The sequence below is a fragment of the Bradyrhizobium sp. USDA 336 genome, assembly GCF_044908355.1.
Lineage (GTDB): Bacteria > Pseudomonadota > Alphaproteobacteria > Rhizobiales > Xanthobacteraceae > Bradyrhizobium > Bradyrhizobium yuanmingense.
The window spans coordinates 621,149-640,708 of the sequence record NZ_JBIYDC010000002.1 but is presented as its reverse complement, the minus strand read 5'-3'; the positions used below and the strand labels follow the sequence as shown (position 1 = coordinate 640,708).

The window sequence follows — 19,560 nt, the reverse complement described above, 5'->3', positions numbered from 1 at the left end:
ACTCTACAAGCCGAAAACATCGCCCGTCATGCCCCAAAATTGAGTGCAATCGGAGCAATCGCTTGCATGAAAGTGAACTGCGCGCGCCGATGTGTGATGCAGTTACCCCAGCTGAAACACCGGTACTTTCCGCTCGTAGCCGCGCACCTCGACCTCGCCGAGCGCGACGGCATCGCTCCCGTCATCGCCCAGCGCCTCGCGCACGGATGCGGAGATCAGGAGCTGCGAGCCGAAATCCTTGTTCAGCGCCTCGAGTCGCGAGGCGAAGTTCACGGTATCGCCGATGACCGTGTATTCCTTGCGCCGGGGCGAGCCGATATTGCCGGCGACGACCTCGCCGAAATGGATGCCGATGCCGATCCGCAGCGGCCAGCTCGTCTGCGCGTTGATGCGGTCCATTGCGGTCAGCATCTCACGCCCTGCGGCAACCGCACGGTGCGCTGCGTCGGAGGCCTCCAGCGGTGCGCCGAACAGGGCGAGAAACCCATCGCCCAGGAACTTGTTGACGATGCCGCCATGTCGGTCGAGGATATCCACCAGCACGGCAAAGGCGCCGTCGAGCCGGTCGACCACCTCCTGCGGACTGCGCGACTGCGCGCCGGCCGTGAAGCCGCGGAAATCGACGAACATCACCGCAACGCGGCGGACGTCGCCGCTAGCGCCCGTTCCCGCCGTCATCAGCCGCTCCACCACCTGCGGCGAGACGTGCTGGCCGAACAGATTGGTGACCCGGTCGCGTGCGGTCGCGGCCGCGATGCTCGCGGCGAACTGGCGGCGGAGCTGAGCGCCGACGGCGCCAGCGAGTACGCCGCAGATCAGGATGACGATGCTGCGCACGGCGTGGAGATAGACCAAGGGCTCATCCGTCTCGCCGGTCGAGTTGTAATATAGTGCGACTGCCAGGAGCCCGGCCGCGGCGACGAAACCAGTGAATGCAGAGAGCCAGAAGTCGAGCCGCAGCGTCGAGAGGATCACGAAGATGAAATACATCAGCGGCACGGCGAAGCCGAGCGCCTGGGGCGCGCCCATGGTCCGGATTTGCAGAATGAGAATCAGCGTCGGCAGCGACGTCTCGATCAGCGTGCCGATATAGCGCCTGATCACCGGCAGGTCGCGATCGAGGCGGAGGTTCTTCCTGATCTGGGTGTGGACCCAGGCCTCGAACAGGATGAAGCCGGCCAGAAGGCCGTAGACCTCCATGATCCCCTCCGTTCCGCGCCAGACCCGGTTCACCACTGCGGGATCGATCAGGTAAATGGCCGTCAGTAAAAACATCATGCAGCAGCCGGTCGCGATCAGCGCTCGCACCCGCAGCAGCTCGGTGCGCAGCACCTCCCGCGTCAGCTCGCGCTCGAAGTCCTCCGACAAGACGGCATGCTGCCGCGCTTTCCTGCTCGCAAACTTGGCCATTCCACCCCTCGATTCCGGGATTCCGGGGTATTGTGCCTCAATCCAGCGTGCGGCGGAAGCGCGTCACCGCGACGGTCATGGCGAGCAGCATCAGGGCCGCCAGCGCCAGCGTATCGAAGCGCAAATTCTCCATGGTCGCGCCCTTTAGCATGATGGCGCGGACGATCCGCAAATAATGGGTCAGCGGCAGGCATTCGCCGAGATATTGCGCCCAGGCCGGCATGCCTGCGAACGGGAACATGAAGCCGGAGAGCAGAATGCTCGGCAGGAAGAACATCATCGACATCTGCATGGCCTGGAGCTGGTTCTGAACCAGCGTCGAGATGGTGTAGCCGACCGCCAGATTGGTGGTGATGAACAGCGTCGACAGCAACGCCAGCAGGACGAGATTGCCGAGCACGGGCACGCCGAACAGGCCGACACCGATGCTGATGATCAGGAAGGCCTGGACGAAGCCGACCAGCACGTAGGGCACGATCTTGCCGAACATCACCTCGACCGGCTTGATCGGCATCGACAACAGGCTCTCCATGGTGCCGCGTTCGACCTCGCGCGTGACCGAGAGCGCGGTGAAGATCAGCATGGTCATGGTGAGGATGGTGCCGACGAGGCCTGGCACGATATTGAGGCTGGAATTCGCGGCCGGATTGTAGCGGGCGTGGGCGCGGATCTCGAACGGCATCTCCGGGGGCTCGCCGATATAGAGATCGTGCGCAAGCGCGGTCTGCACGATCATGCCGAGCGAGCCGAGCGCAGCGCTTGCGGCGACTGGATCGGTGGCGTCGGCCGCGACCAGCAGCGCCGGCCTGTCGCCGCGCCGCACCGCCCGCTCGAAGCCGCGCGGGATCTCGACCCCGAACAGCACCTTGCCGGACTTCAGGAGGTTGTCGAAATCGTCGACGTCGTGAACCTCGTAGAGGAAGCGGAAATATTTGGTGTTCTCCAGCGCCTTCAGCACCGAGCGGGCGAGATCGGAATCCTCCTGGAGCAGCACCGCGCTCGGCAGATGGCGCGGCGTGGTGTTGATGGCATAGCCGAACAGCATCAGCTGCATCACCGGCAGCATCACGATCATCGCGAACGAGACGCGGTCGCGCCTCAGCTGGATGAACTCCTTGACCAGCATCGCGTAGGAACGCCGCAGGAAGCCGAAACGCTCGCGGATTTCGCGCCGTGGTTCGGGATGTTCTACCGCGCTCATTGGAAATTGTCCTTGGAGCGTCCCATCAGCTCGATGAACACGTCTTCGAGCGAGGGCTTGGACTTCTGCCAGTGCAGGCCGCCTTTCTCGCGCCAGGGCGCGATGCTGGCTTCGAGCGCCGGGACGTCGCGGCCGGAAACATGCAGCGAGGTGCCGAACGGCGCCACCATGTCGATGCCGGGCTTGCCCGTAAGCGCGGCGCCAAGCTCGTTCAGGGCGTCGCCCGTGACGGTATAGGTCGTGAGCGCGGATTTCGCGATCACCTCCTCCACCGTGCCGTGCGCCAGCAGATAGCCGTAGGCGATGTAGGCGATCTCGTGGCAGCGCTCGGCCTCGTCCATGTAATGGGTCGAGACCAGCACTGTGAGGCCCTCGGCGGCCAGCGCATGGATCTCGTTCCAGAAATCGCGCCGCGCCTTGGGATCGACGCCGGCGGTCGGCTCGTCCAGCAGCAACAATTGTGGATTGGGCAGCGTGCAGGCCCCCAGCGCCAGCCGCTGCTTCCAGCCGCCGGAGAGCTCGCCGGCGAGCTGCTCCTCGCGGCCCGAGAGCCCGAGCCGCTTGATCATGTCGCGCGCGGCACCGCGCGCGCGTCAGCGAGGCCATAGAGCCGCGCCACGAATTCGAGGTTCTCGCGCACCGAGAGATCCTGGTACAGACTAAAACGTTGCGTCATGTAGCCGACCTGGCGCTTGATCTTCTCGGCATCGCGGCGGATGTCGTAGCCGAGGCAGGTGCCCTCGCCACTGTCGGGCGTCAGCAGCCCGCACAGGATGCGGATGGTGGTGGTCTTGCCCGAGCCGTTGGGACCGAGGAAGCCGTAGATCGAGCCGCGCTTCACCTGCATCGACAGATCGTGCACGACCTCGCGGCCACCGAATGACTTGGTCAGGCCCTTGACGTCGATTGCGATGCCGTTGCCGTTGCTCATCGCTTGTCCGCCACCGGTGTCTTGGTCTCAGGAGTTTTGGGATTGAGGTGGATGTCGATCGGCTGTCCGACGCGCAAAGCATCGGGCCGCGAGGGTCGCGCCTGGATCAGATAGACCAGCTTGTTGCGCTCTTCGAGGCTGTAGATGACGGGCGGCGTGTATTCGGCCGAGGTCGCGATGAAGTAGATCTTCGCGGTGAGGTCGGCGGCGCAATTGTCACAGGAGACACGCACCGTGTCGCCGATCGCGAGCTTCGGCAACTTGGTCTCCGGCACGAAGAAGCGCAGCTTCATGTTGCCGGGCGGCATGATCGAGAGCACCGGCCGCTGCGCCGCCACCATCTCGCCTTCGCGGAAATAGATCTGCTGGATGGTGCCGGCGACCGGCGCAAAGCCCTTGCGCCGCGCCATCCGCGTCTCCGAGGTCGCCACCCGCGCCTCCGCGACGCGCAAGGCGGACACGGCGGAATCGAGATTGGCCTGCGTGCCCGAACCGGTCTTGTTCAGCGAGGCCGCACGGTCATAGGTCTGCTGCGCATTCGCAAGCGTCGCCTTCTGTTGGTTGAGGTCGGCAAGCTGGAGATCGTCATCGACGGAATAGAGGTGATCGCCGACCTTGACCTCGTCGCCTTCGCGGACGTTGAGCTTGGTGACGCGCCCGGCTTCGTCCGGACTGACGAAGATCATGTCGGCCTCGACCCAGCCCTGGAAGCCGGGATCGCGCTTCTCCTTGCACCCGGCAAGCCCGGTGGCCAGCACCGCGAACAATACCACAACAGAAATTGCTTGCGACGACCTCATGTCGTCCTCCGTTCGCCAAAAATCAAATCGAGATGAACGCGCAGCATCTCCTGCGCGTCGAGCGGCGCATGCCGCGCAAACAGGCTCTGCCAGATCACGGCGATCATCGCGGGCGCGACCAGGATCTGTGGATAGCGCGCGAGGTCCTTCTGCCGGATCTCGCCGCGGGCGATGCCGAGCTCGATCAGCGCGCGCATGGCAGTGATCCCGCGCGAGACCACCTCGCGGTAGTAGAAGTCGGCGACGGACGGAAAGCGCGGCCCCTCCGCCACGATCAGACGCACCAGATCGCCCCGCCTCGTGCCGATCACCTCCTTCAGGAAGTTGCCGGCGAACGTCTCGATGAGGTCGCGCACCGAGCCTGCCGGCGGCGGCAGCGTGGTCAGCCGTGCGACCACGGGAACGATGACGACGCGCACCAGCTCCTCGAACATCGATTCCTTGTCCTTGAAGTGCAGGTAGATCGTGCCCTTGGCGACGCCGGCGCGCTTGGCGATGTCGTCGAGCCTGGTGGCGGCAAAGCCGCGGGCGATGAACTCCTCCATCGCTGCCTCGACGATCGCCGCACGCCGCTCCGCCGCGCGCGAGGCGCGGTTCGAGGCAGGCGCTGCATCGGGGCCAGTAGCCGCAGGGCCGTTCGCGAGGGTGGGAGCCGCAGGGGGCGAGGCGGCTTTGGTCGGCTTCTTCGTCATTCGAGATATATGACTGACTAGTCAGTCATAGTCAAGAGAGTTCAACGGTGAACTCGCCCGTCGCAGACGAATTAGCATTGACTAATGCATTAGCATCCGCTAATTTGATTTTATGATCGAAGCCACCCCAAACCCCGTCACCACCGTGATGCGCGCCCTCGCCGATCCGACCCGCCGCGCCGTGTTCGAGCGTGTGTTCGAGAGCAAAGAGATCAGCGTCGCCGAGCTGACGCGCGGCAGCGGCGTCACGCAAGGAGCCGTCTCGCAACACCTGAAATCGTTGAAGCAAGCGGGCCTCGTCGCCGAGCGCGCCGAGGGCCGCAACGTCTATTACCGCGCCGCGCCGCAGGGGCTGGAGCCGCTGGTCACCTGGATGGACCATTACGGCGTCTTCTGGCGCGAGCGTTTCCAGAACCTGCGTGACCTCTTGAAGGAGATCGACCCGTGAGTGCTGCCGCCTTGAAAGCCGACACAAGAGACATCGTCATCGACGAGGTCTTCCCTCACACAGCCGAGACGATCTGGAAGGCGCTGACCAGCGCACAGCTGATCGGGCGCTGGCTGATGCAGCCGACCGGCTTCGAAGCCGTCGAAGGCAAGGCCTTCACCTTCCAGACCACGCCGGGCGGCAACTGGGACGGCGTGATCCATTGCCGGGTTCTCGAGGTCGTGGCGCATCGCCGCCTCGTCTACGCCTGGAAGGGCGGCGACGAGCGCAACACCGGCTATGGCGCCCCGCTCGACACCGTCGTGACCTGGTCCCTCACCCCAGTCGAAGCCGGCACGCGGATCCGCCTCGTCCATGCGGGCTTCGTCCTGCCCAGGAACGAGTCGGCCTACACGGTGATGAGCGGCGGCTGGAAGCAGGTCGTTCGCAAGCTCGACGAGATCAGCGGCGAAGATTGAGCGGGAGAGATCGCGATGGAGAAGCCCTATACCGGCGGCTGCGCCTGTGGCGCGATCCGCTATTCGATCGAAGGGGAGCCCCTCTTCAGCAATCACTGCCAATGCCGCGACTGCCAGCGGGAAAGCGGCAGCGGCCATGGCTCGTACGCGACCTTCGCGCGCGCCGGTGTGACGCTGACGGGCGATGCCAAGCACTGGGACATGGTCGCCGACAACGGCCAGGTGAAGACGCGCAGCTTCTGTCCGCAGTGCGGCGTCGCCGTCTACATGACCTTCGCGGCACAGCCCGACGTGTTCACGATCCGCGCTGCGAGCCTCGACGAGCCCGCCCGCTACAGGCCGCAGGCGGTGACCTTCGCCGCGCGCGCCCATGAGTGGGATCCTCTCGATCCTGGCCTGGTGAAGTTCGACGGCATGCCGCCGGGGTGAGCACACCCTCCGTCATTGCGAGGAGCGAAGCGACGAAGCAATCCAGAAAACCTGCGCCGAACAATTCTGGATTGCTTCGCTTCGCTCGCAATGACGGATGTGGAGGCTATCGAGCGGCAACTAACTATGAAACTTCAACCCGTCGACGATCTTGTCGATCACCTTCCGCTCGGCGCGCATCGCAATGCCAACGAGATTGAGGTCGCCACGCGCAACCGCCCTCACCGCCTCCCGATTGGCAGCATCGTGCGTGGTCTTGAACATGTCCTCGGTGTAGACCGCCGCCTTGACGTTGCGGGTGAGCGCGCGGTCCAGCGCGCGCGACAATGCAGGACCGTCGGCGCCGTAGATCAGGATCGGCTGCCCGATCAGCGCATGATACTTCGTGCCTGAGGCGTCCTCATAGGCTTCGCCGATGCATTCCGGAAAGGCCGCGGCGATGCCGCTGGTGAGGAAGGAGGCTACGTTCAGCTTCTGCCAGGCTTGAAGATCGGTACGGATCACGACCGCGATCTTGGTGTCGAATTGCATGTAATTCCTCAAGTTGTCATTCCGGGGCGCGCCACTTGGCGCGAACTATGGTGCGCAATTGCGCACCTGAGAATCCATTCGTCCACCCGCTCTGCGGCACGATGGATTCCGGGTTCGATGCTACGCATCGCCCCGGAATGACAGCAAGAGAAAATCAGCCTTTCGCGTCGCAGGCCCAGGCGCGGATCACGCATTCCTTGCCGCCGTATTTGTAGCATTCACGCGTGGCGGCGTTGAGCGAGGCGGAAATCTTCGGCTTGACGGCATAGCCATAGGCGCCGCAGGGATTGGTCATATCGACCGACATCGCGGCACAGGCGCGCTTCATCGTCACGGTGGTGCAATCGCCCTTGCATTGCTTCTGCGCGGCGGCGCGGGCCTCGTGCTCGTGGCCATAATCATAGGCCTGGCCATAGGCGCCGCACTTGCCGACCGCAAAGGCGCCGGCGGCATGGGCTTCCGTAATGTGGCGAGCGCCGGCAACGCAAATGGACAACGCAAAGAAAAACATCGCGCAACGGCGCGCGACGATGTTCGAAGCCATGGAAAACCCCTCCCCCCAAGGCAGGTGGAGGCAACTCTAAGCGGCGGTCGTTTCCAGATGGTGAATGAGGCGTTGAAATCGAGAGGATGGGTAGATGCAGTAGGGTGGGCAAAGCGAAGCGTGCCCACCAATTGTCAATCGCCACGAAGAGGCCGTGGGCACGGCGCTCCGCGCCTTTGCCCACCCTACGGCCGTCGGTTACGGCACCTTCAGCCTCGCCGTGCCGCCTCCAGCGCCTGCGGCGTGTCGATGTCGAGGAAGGCGCTCTCGCCGTCGACGGGCACCTCGGCGACGGCCTCAGTGTGCTTGGCGATCAGATGCCGCGCGCCGACGTCGCCGTCGAGCGTCATCAGCTCCTTGAAGAAGCGGCGCGACCACAGCACGGGGTTGCCGCGGCGGCCCTCGCTGACGGGAACGACGATGAGATTGCCGCGGTCGGGCGCGAAACTGTCGATCAGCCTGTCGATCAGGCCGGCGTCGATCAGCGGCATGTCACCGAGACACACGACGGCGCCATCGCAGGTCTCGGGAACGGCGGCGATGCCGGCCTTCACCGAACTGGCGATGCCGCCGGCGAAGTCCGGATTGCGAACGAATGTCACCTTCAGGCCTTGAAGCGCCTGCTCGACGAGCTCGGCCTGATGGCCGGTGACGACGATCACCTCAGATGCCCTAGAGGCCAGCGCCTGCTCGGTCGCGAGGCGCACCAGCTTCTTGCCGTCGAGCTCGGCGAGCAGCTTGTTCGGCCCGCCCATCCGGGTCGAGCGGCCCGCCGCGAGCACGATAGCCGCGACCTGGCGGTTGCCTTCGGTCTCCGGCTTGGCGCGCGGCTGCGGCCGCGTCACGATCTCCATCAAGAGGCCGCCGACGCCCATGCCCATCAGCTCGGAGCGGGTCACCTTGATGCCGGCGAGAAGCCGCATCAAGACCCAGTCAAAACCGTTCTCGACCGGCGAGCGCGCACAGCCCGGCGCGCCCAGCACAGGCACCTCGCCGGCGCGGGCGATCAGCAGGAGATTGCCGGGGTCGACCGGCATGCCGAAATGCTCGATCTCGCCGCCGATTCCGGTGACGGCCGCCGGAATCACGTCGCGGCGGTCGGCGATCGCGGATGCACCGAACACGATCACGAGCTCGGCGCCGAGGCCGAGCAGTTCCTTGATCGCGGCCGACAGCGCCTGCTCCTCGTGCGGGACCCGGCGCTCGGCGATGATGCCGGCGCCGGCCGGCGCCAGCCGTTCGGCGGTGACGCGCAGCGTCTTGTCGATGACCTTGGTGGACAGGCCCGGCAGCAGCGTCGAGACCACGCCGACGCGCTTGATCACGTAAGGCGCGACCTTCAGCACATCCTTGCCCGCCGCCTTCACCGCGGCATCGCGCAAACTCGCCTCGACGCCGAACGGGATGATCTTGACGGTACCGACCATCTCGCCCTCGACGACCGGCTTGTAGGCGGCGAGCGTCGCAAAGGTAATGGCTTCGTCGATGTTGTTGATGCGGTCGACCGCGGCGCGGTCGATCACCAGCACGCCCGCTCGCGCGGCGAATAGATTGGCACGCCCGGTGAAAGCGCGCTCGACATGGATGCCCTCGCCGCCAATGGCGAGCGCAATGCTGGCGGCCGCAACGTCCTCGGAGACGTCGCCCGCCTCCATGCGCACCACGACTATGTCCTTGATGCCGGCGCGTTCCAGCGACTCGACCTCGGCAGGTCCGATCGTCGTGCCCTTCTTCAGCACCAGCGATCCCTGGCGCAGGGTTGTGGACGGTCACCCCGCCAATCGCATCCCTGGGGCTCGCCGGGCCGAACTTCATGCCGCTTCTTCTTTTTCCTTTGGAGGCAGCCGAAGCACGGCCGTGATCTCGGCCATGATCGCCACCGCGATCTCGGACGGCGAGACCGCGCCGATAGCAAGACCAATGGGCGCGTGGATGCGCGCGATGTCGCTTTCCCTGGCGCCTTGCGCCCGCAACCGGTCGCCACGCTTGGCATGCGTCTTTCGCGAGCCGAGCGCGCCGATATAGAAGCAGTTGCGCTCGAAGGCGTGCAGCAGCGCGGGGTCGTCGATCTTGGGATCGTGCGTCACCGCCACGAACGCGGTGTAGGCATCGACATTGAGCGGCGGCAGCGCAGTATCAGGCCATTCGGCGATCAACGGAATGTCGGGAAAGCGCTCGGGGCTCGCAAAGGCCGTGCGCGGATCGACCACGGTCACGTCATAGCCGAGCGAGCGCGCCAGCGGCGCCAGGGCCTGGCTGATATGAACCGCGCCGATGATGACGAGCTTTGCCGTCGGGGCGTAGACGTTGAGGAACAGCTTCTTGCCGCCGGCCTCGACACTGGCGCTCTTGCCCATGCGAAGCTGCTTTTCCAGCTCGGCGCGCAGCGGATCCCTGGCGAAATCCTTCGCCTTCACCAGGCGCTGCTCGCCGCTCTCGGTGTCGGTTACCAGAATGACGGGCCGGCGCGCGGCGCGTTCGGCATTGAGTTCGTGCAAGATGTCGAGCTTCACGGCTAACCGACCTTCTCGACGAAGACGCGGATGGTGCCGCCGCAGGACAGCCCGACGTTCCAGGCGGTCTCGTCGGCGACGCCGAACTCCAGCATCTTCGGCTTGCCGCTCTGGATCACATCCATGGCCTCCGTAACCACCGCACCCTCGACGCAGCCGCCGGAGACGGACCCCAGGAACGTGCCTTCGTCGTTGATGACGAGGCTGGAGCCCGCCGGGCGCGGCGCCGAGCCCCAGGTTTCGACGACCGTCGCGAGCGCAACGCCACGGCCGGCCTTCTGCCAGTCCTCCGCCGCCTTCAGGATGTCCTCGTCGCGATCGAGCATGGCTGGCCTCTCAAGCTGCGGAGCGGATCAGGCTGCGGTGATGCGGCGGCAGCGGCTGGGAGAGCGTCGTGATCAGCTCCTGGATCGAACTCAAATTATGCACGGGCCGGAATTCGTCAACGTGGGGCAGCATCATTTTGATGCCCTGCGCCTTGGCCTCGAAGCCGCCAAACCGCAGCAGCGGGTTCAGCCAGATCAGCCGCCGGCAGGACCGGTGCAGCCGGTCCATCTCGAAGGCGAGCTTGGAATCGGCCTCCCGTTCCAGCCCGTCGGAGATCAAGAGCACGATGGCGCCCTGGCTCAGCACCCGCCGCGCCCACAATTTGTTGAAGTTATGCAGCGAGGCCGAGATGCGGGTGCCGCCGGCCCAGTCCTCGACCGAGGCCGAGCAGCTCGCCAGCGCCTCGTCCGGGTCGCGCTGGCGCAGCGCGCGGCTGACATTGGTGAGGCGCGTGCCGAACAGGAACACCGAGACGCGCTTGCGGGCATCCGTGATGGCATGCAGGAAATGCAGGAACAGGCGGGTGTATTCGCTCATCGAGCCCGAGATGTCGAGCAGCGCCACGATCGGCGCCGGCTTCTCGATCCGTCCGAGGCGATGGATGTCGATGATGTCGCCGCCGGTGCGCAAGGAGGCGCGCAACGTGCGGCGGAGGTCGAGGCGCAGGCCGCGCGCATCGGGCCGGCGCCGGCGCGTCAAGAGCTCGGCCTGCGGCAGATGCATCCGCTCGATGGCACGGAGCGCCTCGGCGATCTCCGCCGCGCTCATCTGCGCAAAATCCTTCTTCTGCAGGATCTCCTTGTCGGAGACCGACAGGCGCAGATCCTGCTCCTGGTGCTGCGGCGTCTCGGTCATGCGCGGCTGCGACATCGCCTCCTGGACGCGGCGGGCGCCGGCCTGGGGCTTTTTCTTGGCCTCGTCCGGCAGCGGCACCGAATCCAGCATGTGCTTCCATTCCTCCGAAGCGCGGAAGAACAGATTGAAAGCCTGCTTGAAGATCAGCGCATGCTCATGGCGCTTGACGAAGATCGCCTCCAGCGTGGTGAAGACGTCGGATCGGCTGCCGATGTCGATCACCTGCAGCGCGCTCATGGCATCGATGACCGCGCCCGGCCCGACCGGCAGGCCGGCCGCACGCAGCGCGCGGGCGAAGCCGACGATGTTGTCGGCGAATTGCTCGGTCTTTTCGGGAGCAAGGTGGTTGATGGCCATGTCTCGTATCCATCCCCTCGTCATTCCGGGGCGCCGCGCGAGCGGCGAGCCCGGAATCCATTTATCCACCGTCCCCGCTGCCTAATGGATTCCGGGCTCGCGCTGACGCGCGCCCCGGAATGACGAGCTAGTTACGACGCCCGCGCGTCAATTCTCGCTCGTCGCGTCCTTCAGCACCTTCTGCAGCGTGTTGCCCTGCATGCGGGTGATGTCGTCCTGGTACTTGAGCAGCGCGCCCAGCGTGTCGCCGACCACTTGCGGGGTCAGCGAGCGGGCATCGAGTTCCGACAGCGCGGTGGCCCAGTCGATGGTCTCGGCAACGCCCGGCGACTTGTAGAAGTCCTGGTTGCGCAGCGCCTGCACGAAGCGCACGACCTGCTGCGACAGCTTGGCGGAGATGCCGGGCACGCGTGTCTTGACGATCGCGAGCTCGCGCTCGGCGGCGGGATAGTCGACCCAGTGATAGAGGCAGCGCCGTTTCAGCGCGTCGTGGATCTCGCGGGTGCGGTTGGAGGTGATGATGACGATCGGCGGGTGCGGCGCCTTCACGGTGCCGAATTCGGGGATGGTCACCTGGAAGTCACTGAGGATCTCGAGCAGGTAGGCTTCGAACGCCTCGTCGGCACGGTCGAGCTCGTCGATCAGCAGCACCGGCGGACCGGCGACATCAGGCTCCAGCGCCTGGAGCAGCGGCCGCTTGATCATGTAGCGGTCGGCGAAGATATCGCTCGAAAGCTGATCGCGATCAGTGTCGCCCGCGGCTTCCGCCATCCGGATCGCGATCATCTGCGACGCGCTGTTCCACTCATACACCGCGGAGGAGACGTCGAGGCCTTCATAGCACTGCAGGCGGATCAGCTTCCGCCCCAGCGCCGCCGAGAGCACCTTAGCGATCTCGGTCTTGCCGACGCCGGCCTCGCCTTCCAGGAACAGCGGTCGGCCCATACGCAGCGACAGATACGTCACCGTCGCCAGTGAGCGCTCAGCGAGATAGCCGCGCGACGTCAGGAGTTCGAGCATCGCATCGACCGATGCCGGCAAAGCACCGGAAGAAGTGGCCGCTGAAGTCATGGAAAAGCCAGTCTCGCTACGCCCTCACCGGGGACAGGTCTGGACCGAGGAATGAGGTCAGCTCATTCCTTGGCATTGGCAGCATCGACGGCGCGCCGCGTCAGCACCTCGATGAGATGCGCGCGGTATTCGGCGCTGCCGTGGATGTCGCTGTTGAGGCCTTCTGCCGGTACCGCGATGCCCTCCAGCGCCTTCGAGGCGAAGCGCTTCTTCAAGGCTTCCTCGAATGCGGTGACGCGGAACACGCCTTCGGAGCCCGCACCGGTGACGGCAACGCGCACGTCCGAAGGACGCCGCGCCACGAACACCCCGACAAGCGCATAGCGCGAGGCCTGGTTGCGGAACTTGACGTAAGCGGCCTTCTTCGGCAGCGGGAACATCACCTTGGTGATGATCTCATCCGCTTCGAGCGCGGTCGTGAACAGGCCCTGGAAGAACTCTTCCGCCTTGAGGCGGCGCTTGTTGGTGACGATGGTGGCCCCGAGCGCGAGCACCGCGGCCGGATAATCGGCAGTCGGATCGTTGTTGGCGAGCGAGCCGCCGATCGTGCCCTTGTGACGCACGGCGGGATCGCCAATGCCGCCGGCAAGGTTCGCCAGCGCCGGAATGGCTTCACCGACGATGGCGGAGGTCGCGACCTCGGCATGCTTGGCGGTGGCGCCGATCACCAGCGAGCGGCCCTTCATCTCGATCGTGTTGAGCCCCTCGATGTGGGAGAGGTCGACCAGATGCGGGGGGCTGGCGAGGCGCTGCTTCATGACTGGAATCAGCGTGTGGCCGCCGGCGATCACCTTGGCGTCCTCGTTCTTCACCAGGAGGTTGGCCGCCTGGCGAACGGTCCCAGGGCGATGATATTTGAATTCGTACATCTGTATGTCCTGATCGCGGGAGGCGCGTTACGCGAGGTCGGATTTGGCCATCGCCTTCGCGCCGGCGGAGATCGAGGCGACGATGTTCTGGTAGCCCGTGCAGCGGCAGAGATTGCCTTCGAGCTCCTCGCGAATGGTGTGGTCGTCGAGCTCGTGGCCCTTGCGGTGCACGATGTCGATCGCGGTCATGATCATGCCGGGCGTGCAGAAGCCGCACTGCAGGCCATGGTGCTCGCGGAAGGCCTCCTGCATCGGATGCAGCGGCGCGCCGTCCGCAGCCAGCCCCTCGATCGTCTTGACCTCGTGGCCATCGGCCATCACCGCAAGCGTGGTGCAGGACTTCACGGCCTTGCCGTCGAGATGCACGACGCAGGCGCCGCACTGCGAGGTGTCGCAGCCGACATGGGTGCCGGTCAGCCGCAGATTCTCGCGCAGGAATTGCACCAGGAGCGTGCGGGGATCGACATTGGCGGTGACTGGATTGCCGTTCACGATGAGGGAGATTTTTGCCATAAGCACTCTCTGTCAGCACCCCGACGGGTCCCGTCGAAGCGGTTCTTATAATTATTCCAACCCATCATATGGGCCATTATGCCCCGGGGCAACATCGCCCCGGGCGCAAGGCGCCATGCCGAAGGCGCTACCCTAAAAGTATTGGACCTTCAGCTCTGTACGGCCTTGGCGAAGTTCGCGAAAAACTCGTCGGCCAGCTTCTTGGCGGCACCGTTGATGAGGCGCTGGCCGAGCTGCGCCAACTTGCCGCCGATCTGCGCCTCGACGTCGTAGGAGAGCAGCGTGCCGCCGTCCTTCTCGGCGAGCTTGACGGCCGCGCCGCCCTTGGCGAATCCGGCCACCCCGCCCTCGCCCTCACCGGAGATCTTGTAGCCGTTCGGCGGGTCGAGATCGGACAGCGTGACCTTGCCCTTGAAGCGCGCCGACACCGGGCCGACCTTCATTTTCGCCGTCGCGCGGAAGCCGCCGTCGTCGGTCTTCTCCAGCTCCTCGCAGCCGGGGATGCAGGCCTTCAGCACCTCGGGATCGTTGAGCTTGGCCCACACGGCCTCGCGCGGCGCCGCAAGCTGGACTTCGCCGTTCATCGTCATGGCCATGAGGGTGCCTCCCTGATCGCGTAACTATAGTACTGATCAAGTAACGCAGCGACGCGGCAAAGGAAAGACCGGCGCCCGGTCACGTGCAATGCATATTCGCAACTGCAAAATGACGTGTGCGGGCGGTGGGGGATTGGCACGGCCGGGCCATGATGATTAGGTCGCGCGCAACATGAGCACATCCATCTCCCCCCTGCTCGCACCGATGCTGTCGAGCGCCGCCATGCGCGTGGTCTGCGACGATCGGTCGACCTTGCAGAACATGCTCGATTTCGAGGCAGCCTTGGCACGCGCCGAGGCGGCAAGTGCGGTGATTCCCGCATCCGCCGTCGGACCAATCGAGGCGGCGTGCAAGGCCGATGGCTTCGACATGGCCGCACTGGCCGAGGCCGCGACGCGGTCGGGCAATCTCGCGATTCCCCTGGTCAAGATGCTAACCGCCAATGTCGGCAAGAATGACGCGGAGGCCGCGCGCTACGTGCATTGGGGCGCGACCAGCCAGGACGTCATCGACACCGCGACCATGCTGATGCTGCGCGCCGGCATCGCGGCGCTGGATGCCGACCTCAGCCGCGCCATCAAGGGCTTTGCCGCGCTGGCGCGCAGCCACCGCAACACCGCGATGGTGGCGCGGACCTGGCTTCAGCACGCGCTGCCGATGCCGTTCGGGCTGAAGGCCGCCGAATACGCCTCGAGCCTTGCCCGCGCCCGCTGCCGCCTGCGGCGGCTCTCCCGCGAGGGCCTCGCGCTGCAATTCGGCGGCGCCGCCGGCACGCTCGCTGCGCTCGGCGACAAGGGGCTCGCGGTGGCCGAACGGCTGGCGCAGGAGCTCGAGCTGCCGCTGCCCGAGGCGCCCTGGCATACCCATCGCGACCGCATCGCCGAGGCCGCATCCTGCTTCGCCATTCTCGCCGGCAGCTGCGGCAAGATCGCGCGCGACGTCTCGCTGCTGATGCAGACCGACGTCGCCGAAGCGTTCGAGCCCGCCGGCGAAGGCCGCGGCGGCTCCTCGACCATGCCGCACAAGCGCAACCCGGTCGCCGCCGCAAGCGCGCTGGGCGCTGCGACCATGGCCCCGCAGCTTGCCGCGACGATCTTCGCCGCCCAGGTGCAGGACCACGAACGCAGTGCCGGTCCCTGGCACGCGGAATGGCCGACGCTGCCGCAATTAATGCTGGTCACATCAGGCGCGCTGGCTGCCGTCGTCGACATCGCCGAGGGTCTCGAGGTCGATGCGGCGCGCATGCTCCGCAATCTCGATGCGACGCATGGCTTGATCATGGCCGAGGCCGTCACCTTCGCGCTCGCCGAAGCCATCGGCAAGAGCAACGCGCATCATCTCGTCGAGGCCGCGAGCAAGCGTGCCGTCGCCGAGAGGAAGCATCTGCGCGAGGTGCTGTCGGCCGATTCGCAAGTCACCGCGCACCTTACGGCGGAAAAAATTGCGGCATTGTTCGAGCCGAGGGCCTATCAAGGGGCGTCACAGGCGCTGATCGATCGCCTGCTCGACAGCCTCGATCAAGATTAGAAACGGAGACGCCGCATGCCCATGATCGATGCCGACGGATGCCTCCTCAACGTCTCCGTCGAAGGCCGCGACGGCAGGCCGACCTTGATGCTGTCGAACTCGCTCGGCTGCACGCTGCAGATGTGGGAGGCGCAGATGAAGGCGCTGACGCAGGTGTTCCGCGTCATCCGCTACGACCGCCGCGGCCACGGTAAGTCGAACGTCCCGCCGGGTCCTTACTCGATGGAGCGGTTCGGCCGCGACGTGCTCGCGATCCTCGACGATCTCAACATCGAGAAGGTGCATTGGTGCGGCCTGTCGATGGGCGGCATGGTCGGGCAATGGCTCGGCGCCAATGCGCCCGAACGGTTCGGCAAGCTGATCCTCGCCAACACCTCCTGCTACTACCCCGATCCAACTAACTGGCACAACCGCATCAAGGCGGTAAAGGAGGGCGGCATCGCCGCCGTCGCCGATGCCGTGATCGCGGGCTGGCTCACCCAGGATTTCCGCGAGCGCGAGCCTGCGATCACCGCGAAGATGAAGTCGATGCTGCTCGCCTCGCCTGTCGAGGGCTATCTCGCCTGTTGCGAAGCGCTGTCGACGCTCGACCAGCGCGCGCTGCTGCCGAAAATCAAGAGCCCGACGCTGGTGATCGCCGGCCGCCACGACGTGGCGACGCCGATCTCGGCCGCCGAACTGATCCGCTCCAGCATTCCCGGCGCCAGCATGACGATCATCGACGCCGCGCACATTTCGAACGTCGAGCAGCCGCATGCGTTCACGGATGCGGTGGTGGGGTTCCTGACGCAGCGCTAGCAACAACCCGTCATTGCGAGGAGCGTAGCGACGAAGCAATCCAGTCCGTCTCCGCGGGCACATTTCTGGATTGCTTCGCTGCGCTCGCAATGACGAAAGAGGAGAAACACCATGGACGACCAGAAGCGCCGCGATGGCGGCATGAACGTGCGCCGCAAGGTGCTGGGCGATGCCTGGGTCGACAAGTCGATCGCGAACCGCAACGCCTTCAACACCGACTTCCAGGACCTGATCACCCGTTACGCCTGGGGCGAGATCTGGACGCGGCCGCATTTCGACGAGCGCACGCGCCGCGTGCTGGTGATCGGCACCATGGTCGCGCTCGGGCAATGGGACGAATTCCGCCTGCACGTGCGTGCGGCGCTCGCTGAGGGCGGCTTCACGCCCGAGGACATCAAGGAGATCCTGCTGCAGCAGGCGATCTATTGCGGCGTGCCGGCCGCCAACCACGCCGTCAAGGAAGCCTCAGCGATTGTGCAGGAGCTCGGCCTGCTCAAGACCTAGAGGCTGAAGATTCGGCGGTGCGGCGACCTCGGCCACCTTCGGCGCAGCTGCCGGCTTCTCGATCACGAGCACGACCGCGGCACCGAGCAGCATCAGGAGCTCGGTGGCGTGCAGCCGAAGCGCAGCCAGCTCGCCGACCTTCGAGGCCATCACCATGCTGGCAAAGGAGATCAGGCTGCCGATTGCCAGCGCAATACCGAGCGCCTCGTCGCTGCCGCCGCCCTTGCGGGTGCGGGGAATGCAGAGCAGCACGAGGTAGATCGCAAAGAACGCCACCACGGTCAGCCGTCCGAGCGCCAGCAGCCAGGCGGCACGTACCGTGTCCATGCCCGCCATCTGCAGATGGTCGCTCAGGTACAGCGCCACCGCGACGCTCGGCCGCTCGTAGAGGCCGCGCACGGGCGCCACGATGATGCTGAAGGCTATGAGGCTCCAGACGGGAATGAAATAGGCCGCCAGCAGCGCGCCGTTGACCGAGCCGATCCGCCAGTTCCTGAACATGCCGCTTCCCGCCTGGTTTGCCGAGCCTTCGATGGAAGGCGGCGGCCATGCCGGAGCTAACTCGCATCAGACTGTGGCGGCAATTTAAACCCTTTGTTTACCTTAACTGCCCGCCCGCTTTCGTCATTCCGGGGCGGCTCGCAGAGCCGAACTATGGTGCACAATTGCACAGCCGAGAATCTCGAGATTCCCCGGTGCGCAGTTGCGCACCTGAGGTCTGGTGCTGACGCACCTCCCGGAATGACGGGCAAACGATGGCCCCAAGAAAAAAGGCCCCGCCTTCCGGCGGGGCCTCTCCTCACTCCTGGGTTCCCAAACTCGCTATTCCTGGTCGCGCTGGCCGCCCTGCTGCTGGCCCGGGCGATCGCCCTGGCGCGGATCCTGCTGCTGCTGTCCGGGTTTCTGACCCCCACCCTGCTGCTGCCCGGGGCGCTGCTGGCCGGGGTTCTGGTTCTGCTGACCCGGATTCTGGTTCTGCTGCTTCGTCATTCGGGGAAACTCCCTTGTTGGACGTCAGAGGCAAGACAACGGCCTGCATCCACTTTGGTTGCCTTGGGGACCAGGTTCCTCGCAGGACCGAGGGAACCCGGCACTGAAATGATCTCTGTACAAGCCTTAAGGCGGAGACCGGGCCAGTTGCAGCCGCCAGTTCCCTCCTGTTACAAAACCTGGTGAACGCTCAAGGGCTGCCGGGGCCCAAGAACTCTCTGCAAGAGCTCCCTTTGAGCCGCGTCAAGTTTGGGTACGGCAGCTTATGGATTATTTCGCCCAGCAGCTCATCAACGGCCTCGTGCTCGGCTCAATCTACGGCCTGATCGCGATCGGCTACACGATGGTTTACGGCATCGTCGGCATGATCAACTTCGCCCATGGCGACGTCTTCATGATCGGCGGCTTCATCGCCCTCATCACCTTCCTGATCCTGATCTCGCTCGGCCTCACGGCCGTTCCCGTGATCCTGCTCTTGGTGCTGCTTGTCTCGATGGCGATCACGGCGCTCTATGGCTGGACTATCGAGCGCATCGCCTACCGGCCGCTGCGCCATTCCTTCCGCCTCGCCCCGATGCTGTCGGCCATCGGCATGTCGTTCGTGCTGACGAATTATTCGCAAGTGGCGCAAGGCGCCCGGGTCAAGCCGATCCCGCCCGTCATCACCGGCGGCTATACGCTGCATGAAAGCGCGGACGGCTTCGTCATCCAGCTCTCCAACATCCAGATCATCGTCGTCATCACCACCATCGTGCTGCTGGCCATCTTCACCTGGCTGGTGTCGAACACCCGGCTCGGGCGCGACATGCGCGCCTGCGAGCAGGATCAGACCATGGCGGCGCTGCTCGGCGTCAACGTCGACCGCACCATCTCCATGACCTTCGTGATCGGCGCGGCGCTCGCCGCCGTCGCGGGCCTGATGTACCTGCTCTATTACGGCCTGGTCGACTTCTTCATGGGCTTCGTCGCCGGGATCAAGGCCTTCACGGCCGCGGTGCTCGGCGGCATCGGCTCCCTGCCCGGCGCCATGCTCGGCGGGCTTTTGATCGGCCTGATCGAGACGTTCTGGTCGGCCTATTTCTCGGTCGAGTACAAGGACGTTGCGGCGTTCTCGATCCTGATCGTCGTGCTGATCTTCATGCCGACCGGCCTGCTCGGCCGTCCCGAAGTCGAAAAAGTCTAACGGATCGGCCGC

At 65.3% G+C, this 19,560-nt stretch carries 22 protein-coding genes and 2 pseudogenes; 7 read left to right on the top strand and 17 right to left on the bottom strand.

Features of this window, described 5'->3' with window-relative positions; translation table 11 throughout:
- Positions 1–102: 102 nt before the first annotated feature.
- From ABIA45_RS03820 to ABIA45_RS03800, 5 genes and pseudogenes are all read right to left on the bottom strand, one after another.
- Complete coding sequence (locus tag ABIA45_RS03820) at positions 103–1,410, bottom strand: adenylate/guanylate cyclase domain-containing protein (protein ID WP_404540018.1); 1,308 nt, start codon at positions 1,408–1,410, stop codon at positions 103–105.
- 37 nt (positions 1,411–1,447) lie between these two features.
- A complete protein-coding gene (locus ABIA45_RS03815) occupies positions 1,448–2,611 on the bottom strand; it encodes an ABC transporter permease (RefSeq protein ID WP_036012821.1) in 1,164 nt (387 codons plus the stop codon).
- Positions 2,608–3,542, bottom strand: a pseudogene (locus ABIA45_RS03810) (ABC transporter ATP-binding protein). Before ABIA45_RS03810 ends, ABIA45_RS03815 begins: the two are co-directional and overlap by 4 nt.
- Positions 3,539–4,342, bottom strand: coding sequence for an HlyD family secretion protein (locus ABIA45_RS03805; RefSeq protein WP_404651090.1), 804 nt, complete (start codon positions 4,340–4,342; stop codon positions 3,539–3,541). The pseudogene ABIA45_RS03810 and the gene ABIA45_RS03805 overlap by 4 nt, the downstream one beginning before the upstream one ends.
- Positions 4,339–5,034: a TetR/AcrR family transcriptional regulator gene (locus tag ABIA45_RS03800; RefSeq protein WP_275502256.1), complete on the bottom strand. Its 696-nt coding sequence runs from the start codon at positions 5,032–5,034 to the stop codon at positions 4,339–4,341. The genes ABIA45_RS03805 and ABIA45_RS03800 overlap by 4 nt, the downstream gene beginning before the upstream one ends.
- Positions 5,035–5,146: 112 nt before the next feature.
- On the opposite strand from ABIA45_RS03800, the gene ABIA45_RS03795 reads away from it, so the two are divergent.
- From ABIA45_RS03795 to ABIA45_RS03785, 3 genes are read left to right on the top strand one after another with little or no spacing between them, the layout of a single operon-like run.
- Positions 5,147–5,482, top strand: a complete 336-nt coding sequence (locus ABIA45_RS03795) for a helix-turn-helix transcriptional regulator (protein ID WP_036043607.1) — start codon at positions 5,147–5,149, stop codon at positions 5,480–5,482.
- Entirely contained in the window at positions 5,479–5,940 is a 462-nt protein-coding gene (locus ABIA45_RS03790) for an SRPBCC domain-containing protein (RefSeq protein WP_271544839.1), read from the top strand. The genes ABIA45_RS03795 and ABIA45_RS03790 overlap by 4 nt, the downstream gene beginning before the upstream one ends.
- A 15-nt stretch (positions 5,941–5,955) precedes the next feature.
- The gene (locus ABIA45_RS03785; protein ID WP_404651089.1) at positions 5,956–6,369 is read left to right on the top strand and encodes a GFA family protein; all 414 of its coding nucleotides are present in this window, start codon (positions 5,956–5,958) and stop codon (positions 6,367–6,369) included.
- 120 nt (positions 6,370–6,489) lie between these two features.
- Here the strand turns inward: ABIA45_RS03785 and ABIA45_RS03780 are convergent, their stop codons facing one another.
- The 10 genes and pseudogenes from ABIA45_RS03780 to ABIA45_RS03735 all read right to left on the bottom strand — a co-directional run bounded on the left by ABIA45_RS03780 (position 6,490) and on the right by ABIA45_RS03735 (position 14,545).
- On the bottom strand, positions 6,490–6,900 hold the full coding sequence (locus ABIA45_RS03780; protein ID WP_198399601.1) for a DUF2000 family protein: 411 nt from the start codon (positions 6,898–6,900) through the stop codon (positions 6,490–6,492).
- A 154-nt stretch (positions 6,901–7,054) separates the two neighbouring features.
- Positions 7,055–7,444 carry a DUF4189 domain-containing protein gene (locus tag ABIA45_RS03775; RefSeq protein WP_271544842.1) on the bottom strand — a complete coding sequence of 130 codons (390 nt, stop codon included), beginning with the start codon at positions 7,442–7,444 and terminating at the stop codon, positions 7,055–7,057.
- A 209-nt stretch (positions 7,445–7,653) separates the two neighbouring features.
- Positions 7,654–9,259, bottom strand: a pseudogene (locus ABIA45_RS03770) (NTP transferase domain-containing protein).
- Complete coding sequence (locus tag ABIA45_RS03765; RefSeq protein WP_404651088.1) at positions 9,256–9,957, bottom strand: XdhC family protein; 702 nt, start codon at positions 9,955–9,957, stop codon at positions 9,256–9,258. Before ABIA45_RS03765 ends, ABIA45_RS03770 begins: the two are co-directional and overlap by 4 nt.
- A gap of 2 nt (positions 9,958–9,959) precedes the next feature.
- The gene (locus ABIA45_RS03760; protein WP_025037240.1) at positions 9,960–10,283 is read right to left on the bottom strand and encodes an XdhC family protein; all 324 of its coding nucleotides are present in this window, start codon (positions 10,281–10,283) and stop codon (positions 9,960–9,962) included.
- A 10-nt stretch (positions 10,284–10,293) separates the two neighbouring features.
- Positions 10,294–11,496, bottom strand: a complete 1,203-nt coding sequence (locus tag ABIA45_RS03755; protein WP_198399602.1) for a VWA domain-containing protein — start codon at positions 11,494–11,496, stop codon at positions 10,294–10,296.
- Between the two features lie 147 nt (positions 11,497–11,643).
- On the bottom strand, positions 11,644–12,567 hold the full coding sequence (locus tag ABIA45_RS03750) for an AAA family ATPase (protein ID WP_404651087.1): 924 nt from the start codon (positions 12,565–12,567) through the stop codon (positions 11,644–11,646).
- A gap of 62 nt (positions 12,568–12,629) precedes the next feature.
- On the bottom strand, positions 12,630–13,436 hold the full coding sequence (locus ABIA45_RS03745; protein ID WP_404651086.1) for an FAD binding domain-containing protein: 807 nt from the start codon (positions 13,434–13,436) through the stop codon (positions 12,630–12,632).
- A 27-nt stretch (positions 13,437–13,463) separates the two neighbouring features.
- Positions 13,464–13,949: a (2Fe-2S)-binding protein gene (locus ABIA45_RS03740; protein WP_014494194.1), complete on the bottom strand. Its 486-nt coding sequence runs from the start codon at positions 13,947–13,949 to the stop codon at positions 13,464–13,466.
- Between the two features lie 149 nt (positions 13,950–14,098).
- Entirely contained in the window at positions 14,099–14,545 is a 447-nt protein-coding gene (locus tag ABIA45_RS03735) for a carbon monoxide dehydrogenase subunit G (protein ID WP_126260910.1), read from the bottom strand.
- Between the two features lie 172 nt (positions 14,546–14,717).
- Between ABIA45_RS03735 and ABIA45_RS03730 the strand changes: the two genes are divergently transcribed.
- The 3 genes from ABIA45_RS03730 to ABIA45_RS03720 all read left to right on the top strand — a co-directional run bounded on the left by ABIA45_RS03730 (position 14,718) and on the right by ABIA45_RS03720 (position 17,375).
- Positions 14,718–16,073, top strand: a complete 1,356-nt coding sequence (locus ABIA45_RS03730; RefSeq protein ID WP_404651085.1) for a 3-carboxy-cis,cis-muconate cycloisomerase — start codon at positions 14,718–14,720, stop codon at positions 16,071–16,073.
- Between the two features lie 15 nt (positions 16,074–16,088).
- Complete coding sequence (pcaD, locus tag ABIA45_RS03725; protein ID WP_404651084.1) at positions 16,089–16,871, top strand: 3-oxoadipate enol-lactonase; 783 nt, start codon at positions 16,089–16,091, stop codon at positions 16,869–16,871.
- Between the two features lie 111 nt (positions 16,872–16,982).
- Positions 16,983–17,375: a carboxymuconolactone decarboxylase family protein gene (locus ABIA45_RS03720; RefSeq protein ID WP_404539967.1), complete on the top strand. Its 393-nt coding sequence runs from the start codon at positions 16,983–16,985 to the stop codon at positions 17,373–17,375.
- Here the strand turns inward: ABIA45_RS03720 and ABIA45_RS03715 are convergent.
- Positions 17,337–17,876 carry a hypothetical protein gene (locus ABIA45_RS03715; protein ID WP_404539964.1) on the bottom strand — a complete coding sequence of 180 codons (540 nt, stop codon included), beginning with the start codon at positions 17,874–17,876 and terminating at the stop codon, positions 17,337–17,339. The two genes, ABIA45_RS03720 and ABIA45_RS03715, sit on opposite strands and share 39 nt — an antisense overlap.
- A gap of 321 nt (positions 17,877–18,197) precedes the next feature.
- Positions 18,198–18,365, bottom strand: a complete 168-nt coding sequence (locus ABIA45_RS03710) for a hypothetical protein (RefSeq protein ID WP_271544864.1) — start codon at positions 18,363–18,365, stop codon at positions 18,198–18,200.
- 265 nt (positions 18,366–18,630) lie between these two features.
- Between ABIA45_RS03710 and ABIA45_RS03705 the strand changes: the two genes are divergently transcribed.
- Positions 18,631–19,548, top strand: a complete 918-nt coding sequence (locus tag ABIA45_RS03705) for an ABC transporter permease subunit (RefSeq protein WP_271544866.1) — start codon at positions 18,631–18,633, stop codon at positions 19,546–19,548.
- Positions 19,549–19,560 lie beyond the last annotated feature (12 nt).

Bases quoted from the DNA above. Each gene is read 5' to 3' on its own strand.
- ABIA45_RS03820 (WP_404540018.1), bottom strand. From the start codon at position 1,410: ATGGCCAAGTTTGCGAGCAGGAAAGCGCGGCAGCATGCCGTCTTGTCG.
- ABIA45_RS03780 (WP_198399601.1), bottom strand. From the start codon at position 6,900: ATGCAATTCGACACCAAGATCGCGGTCGTGATCCGTACCGATCTTCAA.
- ABIA45_RS03745 (WP_404651086.1), bottom strand. From the start codon at position 13,436: ATGTACGAATTCAAATATCATCGCCCTGGGACCGTTCGCCAGGCGGCC.
- ABIA45_RS03815 (WP_036012821.1), bottom strand. From the start codon at position 2,611: ATGAGCGCGGTAGAACATCCCGAACCACGGCGCGAAATCCGCGAGCGT.
- ABIA45_RS03715 (WP_404539964.1), bottom strand. From the start codon at position 17,876: ATGTTCAGGAACTGGCGGATCGGCTCGGTCAACGGCGCGCTGCTGGCG.
- ABIA45_RS03705 (WP_271544866.1), top strand. From the start codon at position 18,631: ATGGATTATTTCGCCCAGCAGCTCATCAACGGCCTCGTGCTCGGCTCA.
- ABIA45_RS03800 (WP_275502256.1), bottom strand. From the start codon at position 5,034: ATGACGAAGAAGCCGACCAAAGCCGCCTCGCCCCCTGCGGCTCCCACC.
- ABIA45_RS03735 (WP_126260910.1), bottom strand. From the start codon at position 14,545: ATGGCCATGACGATGAACGGCGAAGTCCAGCTTGCGGCGCCGCGCGAG.
- ABIA45_RS03755 (WP_198399602.1), bottom strand. From the start codon at position 11,496: ATGGCCATCAACCACCTTGCTCCCGAAAAGACCGAGCAATTCGCCGAC.
- ABIA45_RS03775 (WP_271544842.1), bottom strand. From the start codon at position 7,444: ATGGCTTCGAACATCGTCGCGCGCCGTTGCGCGATGTTTTTCTTTGCG.
- ABIA45_RS03730 (WP_404651085.1), top strand. From the start codon at position 14,718: ATGAGCACATCCATCTCCCCCCTGCTCGCACCGATGCTGTCGAGCGCC.
- ABIA45_RS03710 (WP_271544864.1), bottom strand. From the start codon at position 18,365: ATGACGAAGCAGCAGAACCAGAATCCGGGTCAGCAGAACCAGAACCCC.
- pcaD (WP_404651084.1), top strand. From the start codon at position 16,089: ATGCCCATGATCGATGCCGACGGATGCCTCCTCAACGTCTCCGTCGAA.
- ABIA45_RS03785 (WP_404651089.1), top strand. From the start codon at position 5,956: ATGGAGAAGCCCTATACCGGCGGCTGCGCCTGTGGCGCGATCCGCTAT.
- ABIA45_RS03720 (WP_404539967.1), top strand. From the start codon at position 16,983: ATGGACGACCAGAAGCGCCGCGATGGCGGCATGAACGTGCGCCGCAAG.
- ABIA45_RS03760 (WP_025037240.1), bottom strand. From the start codon at position 10,283: ATGCTCGATCGCGACGAGGACATCCTGAAGGCGGCGGAGGACTGGCAG.
- ABIA45_RS03805 (WP_404651090.1), bottom strand. From the start codon at position 4,342: ATGAGGTCGTCGCAAGCAATTTCTGTTGTGGTATTGTTCGCGGTGCTG.
- ABIA45_RS03740 (WP_014494194.1), bottom strand. From the start codon at position 13,949: ATGGCAAAAATCTCCCTCATCGTGAACGGCAATCCAGTCACCGCCAAT.
- ABIA45_RS03750 (WP_404651087.1), bottom strand. From the start codon at position 12,567: ATGACTTCAGCGGCCACTTCTTCCGGTGCTTTGCCGGCATCGGTCGAT.
- ABIA45_RS03795 (WP_036043607.1), top strand. From the start codon at position 5,147: ATGATCGAAGCCACCCCAAACCCCGTCACCACCGTGATGCGCGCCCTC.